This window comes from Bacillus sp. R45, from assembly GCF_021729365.1.
GTDB classification, from domain to species: domain Bacteria; phylum Bacillota; class Bacilli; order Bacillales; family Bacillaceae; genus Bacillus; species Bacillus velezensis.
Genome location: NZ_CP091421.1, coordinates 1,306,712 through 1,318,943 on the forward strand (window position 1 = coordinate 1,306,712; position 12,232 = coordinate 1,318,943).

At 45.6% G+C, this 12,232-nt stretch carries 9 protein-coding genes; 8 read left to right on the plus strand and 1 reads right to left on the minus strand.

Annotation, left to right across the window (positions count from 1 at the left end; genetic code table 11):
• The first annotated feature begins 198 nt into the window (after positions 1–198).
• The 7 genes from ptsG (at position 199) to L3V45_RS06865 (ending at position 8,857) form a co-directional block, all read left to right on the plus strand.
• The gene (gene ptsG / locus L3V45_RS06835) at positions 199–2,295 is read left to right on the plus strand and encodes a glucose-specific PTS transporter subunit IIBC (protein ID WP_052585811.1); all 2,097 of its coding nucleotides are present in this window, start codon (positions 199–201) and stop codon (positions 2,293–2,295) included.
• Positions 2,296–2,391: 96 nt separating this feature from the next.
• Positions 2,392–2,658, plus strand: a complete 267-nt coding sequence (locus tag L3V45_RS06840; RefSeq protein WP_003154654.1) for a phosphocarrier protein HPr — start codon at positions 2,392–2,394, stop codon at positions 2,656–2,658.
• On the plus strand, positions 2,658–4,373 hold the full coding sequence (gene ptsP, locus L3V45_RS06845; protein WP_007409600.1) for a phosphoenolpyruvate--protein phosphotransferase: 1,716 nt from the start codon (positions 2,658–2,660) through the stop codon (positions 4,371–4,373). Before L3V45_RS06840 ends, ptsP begins: the two co-directional genes overlap by 1 nt.
• An 87-nt stretch (positions 4,374–4,460) precedes the next feature.
• The gene (locus L3V45_RS06850; protein ID WP_003154646.1) at positions 4,461–4,700 is read left to right on the plus strand and encodes a splAB operon transcriptional regulator SplA; all 240 of its coding nucleotides are present in this window, start codon (positions 4,461–4,463) and stop codon (positions 4,698–4,700) included.
• An 86-nt stretch (positions 4,701–4,786) separates the two neighbouring features.
• Entirely contained in the window at positions 4,787–5,815 is a 1,029-nt protein-coding gene (splB, locus tag L3V45_RS06855; RefSeq protein WP_015388308.1) for a spore photoproduct lyase, read from the plus strand.
• Positions 5,816–5,942: 127 nt separating this feature from the next.
• Positions 5,943–7,910, plus strand: coding sequence for a methyl-accepting chemotaxis protein (locus L3V45_RS06860; RefSeq protein ID WP_234949657.1), 1,968 nt, complete (start codon positions 5,943–5,945; stop codon positions 7,908–7,910).
• Between the two features lie 80 nt (positions 7,911–7,990).
• Entirely contained in the window at positions 7,991–8,857 is an 867-nt protein-coding gene (locus L3V45_RS06865) for an NAD(P)-dependent oxidoreductase (RefSeq protein WP_003154640.1), read from the plus strand.
• A 32-nt stretch (positions 8,858–8,889) separates the two neighbouring features.
• On the opposite strand, the gene L3V45_RS06870 is transcribed toward L3V45_RS06865, so the two are convergent.
• The gene (locus L3V45_RS06870) at positions 8,890–9,666 is read right to left on the minus strand and encodes a CAP domain-containing protein (RefSeq protein ID WP_234949659.1); all 777 of its coding nucleotides are present in this window, start codon (positions 9,664–9,666) and stop codon (positions 8,890–8,892) included.
• Positions 9,667–10,006: 340 nt separating this feature from the next.
• Between L3V45_RS06870 and L3V45_RS06875 the strand changes: the two genes are divergently transcribed.
• Positions 10,007–12,139: a peptidoglycan D,D-transpeptidase FtsI family protein gene (locus L3V45_RS06875; protein WP_021493760.1), complete on the plus strand. Its 2,133-nt coding sequence runs from the start codon at positions 10,007–10,009 to the stop codon at positions 12,137–12,139.
• The last annotated feature ends 93 nt before the right edge of the window (positions 12,140–12,232 follow it).

The window sequence follows — 12,232 nt, forward strand, 5'->3', positions numbered from 1 at the left end:
TTCGATCAGGCATGAGTGATTGAGGGTAAAAAACGGGAAGAACGATCCCGTTATTTTGCACACCCTTTTTACTCATGCCTTTTTTGTTGTGTAAAAGGGCAAATGTAAACGGTTAAACTGAAGACTTGCGCCAGTGAATTCGTTGTCATGAATTTTCGCTGTAAGGTCACACTAGCTAACAGAGGAGGTACATCTTTTATGTTTAAAGCATTATTCGGCGTTCTCCAGAAAATCGGCCGTGCTCTTATGCTTCCGGTTGCGATTTTACCGGCTGCGGGGATCTTGCTTGCGTTAGGGAATGCCATGCAGAACAAAGATATGATTCAAGTCATGCATTTCTTAAGCAATGATAACGTTCAGCTTGTGGCGAACGTCATGGAAAGCGCCGGTCAAATCGTATTTGACAACCTGCCGCTTCTTTTTGCAGTAGGGGTTGCGATCGGTCTTGCCAACGGAGACGGTGTTGCCGGAATCGCGGCCATTATCGGATACCTGGTCATGAACGTATCCATGAGCGCCGTGCTTATGGCGAACGGCAGTATTCCGTCTGACAAAATTGAACGGGCAAAGTTTTTTGCGGAAAACCATCCGGCCTATATTAACATGCTGGGGATACCCACTTTGGCGACTGGCGTGTTCGGCGGTATTATCGTCGGGGTCCTGGCCGCGTTATTGTTCAACAAGTTTTATAAAATTGAACTTCCGCAGTACCTCGGATTCTTTGCGGGTAAGCGGTTCGTCCCGATTATCACATCAATTTCCGCATTAATTCTCGGACTTATTATGTTAGTGATCTGGCCTCCGATCCAGCACGGTCTGAATTCCTTCTCCACGGGTCTTGTGGAAGCGAATCCAACCTTGGCGGCCTTTATTTTCGGGATGATTGAGCGGTCATTGATTCCGTTCGGTCTTCATCACATTTTCTACTCGCCGTTCTGGTATGAATTTTTCAGCTATAAAGATGCGGCCGGAGACATCATCCGCGGAGATCAGCGGATTTTCATGGCTCAGATCAAAGACGGCGTACAGCTGACGGCGGGAACATTTATGACGGGGAAATATCCGTTTATGATGTTCGGTCTTCCGGCGGCAGCGCTTGCAATCTATCATGAAGCGAAGCCTGAAAAGAAAAAACTTGTAGCCGGAATCATGGGTTCTGCCGCTCTGACAAGTTTCTTAACGGGAATTACCGAGCCGCTTGAATTCTCATTCTTATTTGTGGCTCCTATCCTGTTTGCGATTCACTGCGTATTCGCGGGACTCTCCTTTATGGTTATGCAGCTGCTGCATGTAAAAATCGGTATGACGTTCTCAGGCGGTCTGATTGACTACTTCCTGTTCGGAATTCTGCCTAACCGGACGGCTTGGTGGCTTGTCATTCCGGTCGGCCTAGGATTAGCCGTTATTTACTACTTCGGTTTCCGGTTTGCGATCAGAAAGTTCAATCTGAAAACGCCGGGCCGTGAAGAAGAGGCTGCGGATGAAGGTGCGGGCGCCTCAGGCGAAGCCGGCGACCTTCCTTATGAAATCCTGCAGGCAATGGGTGACCAGGAAAACATTAAGCACCTTGACGCTTGTATCACGAGACTCCGCGTTACGGTCAACGACCAGAAGAAAGTGGATAAGACTCGTTTGAAACAGCTTGGCGCCTCAGGCGTTCTTGAAGTCGGAAACAACATTCAGGCCATTTTCGGCCCGCGTTCTGACGGTTTAAAAACACAGATGCAGGATATTATCGCCGGACGCACGCCGCGCCCTGAACCAAAAGTATCCGCACAAGAAGAAGTCAGCCAGCAGGTTGAGGAGGTTATCGCAGATCCGCTCCGAAACGAGCAGGGTGAAGAAGTGTTCGCTTCTCCGATCACCGGTGAAATCCATCCGATTACCGATGTGCCTGACCAGGTGTTCTCAGGAAAAATGATGGGTGACGGTTTTGCGATTCTTCCTGAAGAAGGAATCGTCGTATCGCCTGTCCGCGGAAAAGTGCTGAATGTTTTCCCGACAAAACATGCGATCGGTCTTCAGTCTGACGGCGGAAGAGAGATCCTGATTCATTTCGGAATCGACACAGTCAGCCTGAAAGGCGAAGGATTCACTTCTTTTGTTTCTGAGGGTGACCGGGTTGAACCGGGGCAAAAGCTGCTTGAAGTTGATCTTGAAGCGGTTAAACCTCATGTTCCTTCATTAATGACACCGATTGTCTTTACAAATCTTTCCGAGGGTGAAGCGATTTCCCTTTCGGCCGAAGGTACCGTAAAACGGGAACAAAAAGATATTGTGAAAATCGGAAAATAAGCATATAAATACGCCGTGCTTGTCAGATGACAAGTACGGCTGTATGATATAATATTGTGTAGTAAAATAGCTTTAATTTAAAGGAGAATGATAATCATGGCACAAAAAACATTTAAAGTAACAGCAGATTCCGGAATCCACGCTCGTCCTGCGACAGTTCTTGTACAGACTGCAAGCAAATACGATGCTGACGTAAACTTAGAATATAACGGCAAAACAGTAAACCTTAAGTCAATCATGGGCGTTATGTCTCTAGGTATCGCTAAAGGCGCTGAAATCACAATTTCCGCTTCAGGCGCTGACGAAAACGATGCTCTTAACGCTTTAGAAGAAACAATGAAAAGCGAAGGACTCGGCGAGTAATGCAAGAATTAAAAGGAATAGGCGCTTCAGCCGGAATTGCGATTGCGAAAGCATACCGGCTTGAAGAGCCGGACTTAACGGTTGAAAAGAAAAACATTGCTGATGCTGCGGCTGAAGTAAGCCGTTTTGATGAAGCGATTGTACGTTCTAAAGAAGAGCTTGAAAAAATTAAAGAGCATGCTTTAAAAGAACTGGGACAAGACAAAGCTGACATTTTCTCCGCGCACCTTTTAGTTCTGAGTGATCCTGAGCTGCTGAACCCGGTAAAGGAGAAAATCAGCACAGATTCAGTCAATGCTGAATTCGCTTTGAAAGAAACAGCTTCCATGTTCGTTACTATGTTTGAATCAATGGATAACGAATACATGAAAGAGCGTGCGGCGGATATCCGTGACGTAACAAAACGTGTGACGGGGCACCTGCTGGGCGTGGAAATTCCGAACCCGAGCATGATCTCAGAAGAGGTTGTTATCGTGGCTGAAGATTTGACACCGTCTGATACGGCGCAATTAAACCGCCAGTTTGTAAAAGGTTTTACAACTGATATCGGCGGACGCACTTCACACTCCGCGATCATGGCCCGTTCGCTTGAAATTCCGGCTGTTGTCGGCACAAAAGCGGCTACAGGGACAATTGAAAACGGTGTTACGGTAATCGTAGACGGCATCGATGGCGATGTGATCATCGATCCTTCCAGTGAAACGTTAAAGAAATATGAAGAAAAGCACAGTGCTTACCTGGCGCAAAAAGCTGAGTGGGCGAAGCTCGTCAATGAACCGACTGTTTCAAAAGACGGCCATCATGTAGAGCTTGCCGCAAACATCGGCACACCTGACGATGTAAAAGGCGTTCTTGAAAACGGAGGAGAAGCTGTAGGGCTTTACCGTACGGAATTCCTTTACATGGGACGCGACCAGCTTCCGACGGAAGACGAGCAGTTTGACGCTTATAAAACGGTTCTTGAGCGTATGGAAGGAAAATCAGTTGTCGTGCGGACATTGGATATCGGCGGCGACAAAGAGCTTCCTTACCTGCAGCTCCCTAAAGAAATGAACCCGTTCTTAGGCTACAGAGCCATCCGCCTTTGCCTTGAAGAGCAAGAAATCTTCAGAACTCAGCTTCGTGCGCTGCTTCGTGCAAGTACATACGGAAACTTAAAAATCATGTTCCCGATGATTGCGACAGTAAACGAGTTTAAACAGGCGAAAGCGATTCTTCTCGAAGAAAAAGAAAAACTCGTCGAAGCCGGCGTAGCGGTTTCTGACGATATTGAAGTCGGTATGATGGTAGAGATTCCGTCTACAGCCGTTATCGCAGATCAGTTTGCTACAGAAGTTGACTTCTTCAGTATCGGAACAAATGACTTGATCCAATACACGATGGCTGCTGACCGCATGAACGAGCGCGTAGCTTATCTGTATCAGCCATACAACCCGGCGATTCTCCGTCTGATCACCCTTGTTATTGAAGCCGCTCACAAAGAGGGCAAATGGGTCGGAATGTGCGGAGAAATGGCGGGAGACGAAATTGCGATTCCGATTCTTCTCGGCTTAGGCTTAGATGAGTTCTCAATGAGCGCTACATCCATCCTTCCGGCAAGAACGCAGATCAGCAAGCTTTCTAAAAAAGAAGCTGAATCATTCAAAGAAACAATCTTGTCTATGAGCACGACAGAAGAGGTTGTCGCATTCGTTAAAGAAACATTCAATAAGTAATACAACAGCCAGACGGTATAAGCCGTCTGGTTTTTTTCATATTCGGAAAAAAGGGGGGAACAATAACGTTCAACAGGAGGGATTATTATGACAAAATCATTTGCAGCGGGGGATACGGTCTATGTGATTTACCGCAATCCGCATGCCGCCAATGTTGCCCATATTAAAGAGGCGGAGATCGTCCATCACCCATATCATGAGGGAGAACTGTCTCTGTTTTTATACGAAACCTATCATCCGCTGGCCGAAGATGACGCGGTCTTTTCAACATATGAGGAAGCGGAAGCGCTTTACAGCGAGCTTTTTGAAGAAGACCGATATCATTGATCAAAGGAAATGTTTACAACGCATATTCACTCTCTTTTAAACGGAAAGTAACAACATGAGAATATGAAAAAAGGGAGTGTCAGTTCATGCTGAAGCCGTTTGTGCCCCAGCTTGTTTATATAGAACCGAGAGCGCTCGAATACCCGTTAGGACAAGAGCTGAAGAATAAGTTTGAAAATATGGGGCTTGAGATCAGAGAAACAACATCGCATAATCAAGTCCGGAATATTCCGGGGAAAAATCACTTGCAGCAATACCGGAACGCGAAATCAACCTTGGTAATCGGCGTCCGGAAAACACTGAAATTCGATTCTTCAAAGCCGTCCGCCGAATATGCCATTCCATTTGCGACAGGCTGTATGGGGCATTGCCACTATTGCTACCTGCAGACGACGATGGGGTCAAAGCCTTACATCCGGACATATGTCAATGTGGAAGAGATTCTGGATCAGGCTGATGAGTATATGAAAGAACGAGCGCCGGAATTTACAAGATTTGAAGCCTCTTGTACGTCTGATATCGTCGGAATCGATCATCTGACACATACATTAAAAAGAGCCATTGAACATTTCGGACAAAGCGAATTGGGGCAGCTCAGATTCGTGACTAAATTTCACCACGTCGATCATTTGCTTGATGCAAAACATAACGGAAAGACTAGGTTCAGATTCAGCATCAATGCGGATTATGTCATTAAAAACTTTGAACCGGGAACTTCTCCGCTCGACAAACGGATCGAAGCCGCCGTCAAAGTCGCTAAAGCGGGCTATCCGCTCGGTTTCATCGTGGCGCCTATTTATATTCACGATGGCTGGGAGGAAGGCTATAAGGAGCTGTTTGAGAAACTGGATGCGGCGCTTGATAAAGACGTTCGGCATGACATCACATTTGAACTGATCCAGCATCGTTTTACAAAACCGGCCAAACGGGTGATTGAGAAGAACTATCCGAAAACAAAGCTTGAGCTTGATGAAGAAAAGCGCAGGTACAAATGGGGACGCTACGGAATCGGCAAATATATATACCAAAAAGACGAAGAACATGCCTTAAGGGAAACACTCGAATCTTATATCGAAACCTATTTTCCGAAAGCGAAAATCGAATATTTTACGTAAGGCGGAGCTGTCGGCATGACGGCTCTTTTTTTTGCTGCGCCAAATGACGGAAATGTTTGATATTTATTTCAAGATTTATTCATTTTCTTGGCCGAAAGACCGATATAACTCTCAGGAGGGGATGGTTATGTTTAAAAAAATGCATATCAAAATTGCTGTGTTTGTATCGGCAATGCTTATTGTAACGGTTGTTTTTTTAACGGTTTCTTCATATTTGACATTAAAGCCGATGATGACGGAGGAAGCAAAACGTACGACAGAGAATGTCACCAATTCACTCGGTCAGAACATTGAGCTTCAGCTGAAAAATGATGAGACCGTATTAATGAGATTAGCAGACGGTGAATTGTCCCGGTCTTTTCTATCAGATGGGAAGAAAGAAACCGCGCGGCTTTTTAACGATGAGTTAAAACAGATCGGACAGAATGACAAATATGTCGCGCTTGCGTACGTCGGAACCGCAAACAAACAAATGTTTACATATCCAAAGGCCGATTTTGCCAAAGACTATGATCCGACAAATCGAACGTGGTATAAGATGGCGGCTGAAAAACCCGATAAGGTTGTCTGGACTGACCCTTATAAAGATGCAGTGACGGGAGACATGATCGTGACGGCGTCAAAAGCCATTCAAAACAGCGGAACCGTCGTGGGAGTGGCGAGCTTAGATTTGAAGCTGTCCTCCATTCAGAGCATGGTCAACGAGCAAAAGGTTCCGTATAAAGGATTTGCGTTTTTGGCGGATGAAAACGGCTCTCTTCTGGCCCATCCGGCAAAACAGGGAAAAAATATTTCGGAAGATCAGACGTTAAAAGACATCACTGCGGACAAAGAAGGCATCAAAGAGCTGCAGGGGAACATGGTCGTCTACCAAACGGTAAAAGAAACAGGGTGGAAAGTCGGAACGCAGTTTGAAAAAGATCAGCTGATGGGAGTAGCCGACCAAATGAACACGGTGAGCATTTTTATGTCACTGATCGCCCTTGTGATTACGATCGGACTCAGCTATTTCCTCGCAAAAACGATAACCGGGCCCATTCAGCAGCTGATCGCCAAAACAAATTCAGTCTCAGCGGGAGATTTAACCGTCCGCGCCCAGACGAAATCAAAAGATGAAGTAGGCGAGTTAACAAAAGACTTTAACCAAATGGTTGAAAATATGAAAGAGATGGTCGAACAGGTCAAGGCCTCCTCAGAAAATGTATCTGATACATCTGACCAACTAACCGTCATTTCACAAGAAACAAATGAAACGAGCGGACAAATCGCAAAAGCGATAGAGGAAGTCGCCGCCGGAGCGACAGAGCAAGCGTCAGAGGTTGAGACGATCAACGAAAAATCAGAAAATCTCTCAGTCAAAATAAAAGGAATCGCAGATCGCGCAGGCAGCATAAAACAACTCTCAAAATCTTCAGAGGATGCCAGCTACAAAGGATTGGACGCGCTCGGGCAGCTGCTGATGAAGTCAAACGAAGCCAATTCAGAAACGAAAAAAGTAGAGGCAATGCTGAATGACCTGGAAGAACAAACGAAAAACATAGAAGAAGTCGTGACGGCAATATCCGCTATTTCAGACCAGACGAATCTCTTGGCGCTGAATGCGAGCATAGAAGCCGCAAGAGCGGGAGAAAGCGGACGGGGCTTTGCCGTCGTCGCGGAAGAAGTCCGCAAGCTTGCTGAACAATCAGCTCTTTCTTCCGGCCATATCAGTGAGACGGTCCGTCTGATTCAATCTGAGACAAAAGAAGCGTCACACGCGATGATTGAGGCAAGCAGAATGAATGATGAACAAAACAGCGCCATTCATGAAACGGGTGAGGTTCTCAATCTGATTACGACGGAAATGCAGTCTCTCGTTCAAGGTATAGATCATATTTACAATGACATTCAAAAAATGAGTGAAGAACAAGCCGCGATTCAAGAAGCGATTCAAAGCATCTCCGCCATTTCTCAAGAATCTGCGGCAGCGGCGGAAGAAGTGAATGCTTCTACTGATGAACAGCTCGTTACGCTTGAAAAAGTGAAGCAATCGACTGATATGTTAAAGAGCGCAAGCGAAGATCTGATCAGCGCCATTTCTAAATTCACCTTGTGACGCGGTCTCTATCAGCCTATAATATGGTAATATAGACATGAAAGAGTGATATATGAATCGCATCAGGGGAGGAAAGCGCAGTGAACAAAACGGTCGGATTTATCGGTTTGGGCGTCATGGGAAACAGTATGGCATCGCACATTTTAGAAGCGGGCTATCCTGTTTTAGTCTACACGCGGACGAAACAAAAAGCGGAAGAGATTCTGAATAAGGGAGCGGTCTGGCAGGAGACGGTCAAAGACCTTTCAGAGAAAGCTGACATTATTATTACCATGGTCGGCTATCCGAGTGATGTCGAGGAAATCTATCTCGGCGAAAACGGCATTCTCCGGCACGCAAAAGAAGGGGCGTTTGTCATTGACATGACGACATCAAAACCGTCTCTGGCGAAGAAGATAGCGGAGAAAGCCAAAGAAAAATCCATTCACGCCCTGGATGCACCCGTTTCCGGCGGAGACATCGGCGCGCGGAACGGAACGCTTGCCATTATGGCCGGAGGAGAAAAAGAAGCGTTTGAAGCATGCCTGCCGCTTTTCTCCGTTATGGGGGAAAACATTCAGTATCAAGGGCCGGCTGGCAGCGGCCAGCATACGAAAATGTGCAATCAGATCGCGATTGCAGCAGGAATGGTCGGAGTGGCTGAAGCGATGGCTTACGCGGAAAAATCCGGTCTGAACCCGGAACAAGTGCTGAAAAGCATTACAACCGGAGCGGCTGGCAGCTGGTCATTGTCCAACCTCGCTCCCCGTATGCTGAAAGGCGATTTTGCGCCCGGATTTTACGTGAAACACTTTATTAAAGACATGGGAATTGCTCTTGAAGAAGCGGAGCTCATGGGAGAAGAAATGCCCGGATTGGCGCTGGCCAAATCATTGTACGACAAGCTTTCCGCGCAAGGTGAAGAAAACAGCGGAACTCAAAGCATTTATAAGCTTTGGGTGAAATAAAAAAGATTGCCCGCCGGGCAATCTTTTTTTATTTATTTTCCGATGAATTGCTGTGTCCAGATGTTTCCTGATTCTACATAACCCACACCGATTTGAGTGAACTCAGGATTCATGATGTTCTTTCTGTGGCCTTCACTGTTCATCCAAGCTTTAACGACGGCTTCAGGAGTCGTCTGCCCTTTGGCGATATTTTCACCGGCAGTTTTATAAGTGATTCCGAAAGACTTCATCATATCGAAAGGTGAGCCGTAAGTCGGACTTTGGTGATCGAAATAGTTTTTGTCTTTCATATCTTGTGATTTTGCGTGAGCTGATTTGCTTAATTTTTCATCAATCTGCAGAGGTTTTAAGCCTTGCTTTTGTCTCTCTGCATTTGTCAATTCAACGACTTTCTTTTCGTACGCACTGACAGATGAAGGAGTCTTCTCGCTGCTGTTGTTTGTGTTATCTGTCTGCTTTGCATTGTCAGCCGTCTTGTTTTGATCGGCTTTCGGTTTTTCGGCAGCTGCCGGAGCCGTTTTTGCCGGTGTTTCTTTTTGTACATCCTTAACTGTTATGTCAGAATGCTTTGCGTGTTTTTGCAGCAGCTGTTTCAGTTCTTTCTCATTTTTAACGTTCAGCTTTTTCACGCTCGTTTTCATATGTAGTTTTTCAACAGCCTCTTGAAGAGTCAGATGCTGTACGGTGTTTCCTTTTTTCACGGTAACGACGTGCTGGCATGACAGCTCTTTGGCAGATGCCTGCTGAATGCCTCCGAATGTAATCAAACTGACTGCCGCGGCGGCAGATAAGAGAAATGCTTTTTTCATAAGTTTATAGCCTCCCAGAGAAGTTGTTTTTTTCTACATGAAAAATCTTATCACAGCTTTTTTGTCATAATGCAGGCAGCCATTTCCTTTGACAACAAACGTTTGTCATAATTGTAATTGAGCACAGAAAAATGGCTTTATATCAGGAAAAACGATCTGTATTTATTTTTTAAAATCCGTTACATCTCTTCAAATTATTTGAAGTGTTAGATATATTTTAAGATAATTTGATCTTGACAGTTTTTTTTACCCGTTTTCGCTGTAACAACTTTTACAAAAATGTTACAATTAAAATCTGTTTATGTAAATATATTCAATGATTTGAGAGGTGTAACAGAAAGTGGCTGAAGTCGCGCGCGAACCAAAGAAAAAAACGAAACGTTACAGAGCGCTGAGAATGAATCTCTATTTTTTGATTGTTTTTCTTCTCTTTACGGCACTGATTTTTAAACTCGGCATCGTCCAGATTGTCGAAGGGGATAAACACCGCCAGGATGCAGAGAAGGCAAATGCAAAAACCGCCTATTATCCGACACCGCGGGGAAAAATGTATGACAAGCGGAACAGGGTGGCGGTTGATAACCAGGCTGTGCCTGAAATTGTATACGTTTCTACCTCAAAAACCTCGGCAAAGGACAAATTGAAAACGGCAAAAAATCTCGCCGCACTGATTCATATTGATACTGAATTTATGAAGGATCGAAATATCATTGATTACTGGCTTGCGGCACATCCGAAGAAGGCGGAAAAGCTTATGAAGGATTCAGAAAACAGCCTGAAATCCCAAGAAGTGTACAAACGCCAGATTGAACGCGTTCCGAAGCAGGAGATTGACGCGATCAAACAAGATAAAAAAGAGCTGCAAATTGCGGCGATTTATACGCGTTTTTCAAGCGGCAACGCCTATCAGCCGCAAGTCGTCAAATCAATGGACCCGAATAAGCTGAACGGAAACGGAAACAGCGGTTCATTGCTTGACGAGCATGAAAACAACAAGCAAAAACCAAAAAGCGACCTGACATATGAAGAAGTTTCCGTCGTATCCGAGCACTTGAAAGAGCTCCCCGGCATTGACGTGATCAATGACTGGACGCGGAAATATCCGTACGACAAAACGCTGTACTCTCTGTTCGGCGGTGTGACGACACCGGAACAGGGATTGTTGGGCGAACGGAAAGATTACTATGTCACAAGAGGCTACTCACTGAATGACCGGGTGGGAAAAAGCTACATCGAATATCAGTATGAGGACTATTTAAACGCGCATAAAGAAAAAGTAGAGTATGTGGAAAACAGCAAAGGTGAGGTCGTCAGCCAAAAGCCCGTCGATGAAGGCAGCAGAGGCTACGATCTGCAGCTCTCGCTCGATATGGAATTACAGTCGAAAGTCGAAAAAGTCATTGAAAAAGAGCTGAGAAGAAGCCGCGCCGCAGGCAACTATATGGTTGACAGAGGATTTGCCGTCATGATGGACCCGAACAACGGGGATATTCTCTCAATGGCGGGGAAACGCATCGATCTCGAAACAAATAAAACACAGGATTTTGCGATCGGAGCATTTACGACCCAATATGAGATGGGCTCTTCTGTTAAAGGAGCGACTGTTCTCGCGGGTTACCAAAGCGGCCTCCCGCATTATAAAACGTTTGTCGATGCACCGCTTGTATTTAAAGGCAAAACGAGAAAACAATCGTGGACACAAATGGGAGCCATTACTGAGCTGACCGCGCTGCAAAGAAGTTCAAACGTGTATATGTTTCATGTGGCCATGCATATCGCCGGCATTACCTACAGGCCGTACGGCACGCTGCCTGCCGGATTAGACGATATTAAAAAAATGCGCAACTACTACGCCCAATTCGGTTTGGGTGTGAAGACCGGGATTGATCTTCCGCAGGAATCAGCGGGCATGCAGTCAAATCCGCAAATGGTCGGGGGATTGCTGCTTGACTTTGCGATCGGACAGTTTGATACGTATACGCCGCTTCAAATGGCTCAATATATTTCAGCCATCGCAAACGGCGGGTATCGCGTCCAGCCGCGGATCGTCACAAGCATTCATGAACCGGACAGCAAAAATAAGATTGGAAAAGCGATTGAACAGCGGGATATTAAAATTTTGAACAAAGTAAATAACAGTCCGAGCGATTTTGACCAAGTTCATAAAGGAATGAAATTGGTCACAAGCTCACCTCAAGGAACGGCTTATTCAACATTCCAAGGTTCCGGCGCTGATGTTTCCGGAAAAACGGGAACCGCGGAGACGCACTATTACGGCACGAACAAAAACTGGTGGGGGAAGTACACGTATAACCTGACCTTTGTCGGCTATTATCCGTCAGAGCATCCAAGAGTGGCATTCAGCGTCGTCGTTCCGTCTGTTGGAAATGATAAAGATCATGTAAGCAAAAACATTGCTAAGGGAGCAATTGACGCTTACAAAGAACTTGAAAAGAAATACAATAAAAAATAACAAATGAAAGGGCGGCCGAACATATCGTGCGCCCTTTCTTTCATTCAGGAAAATTGACGTTCACAATAAGAATAGAAGGAGAATGCTCATTTT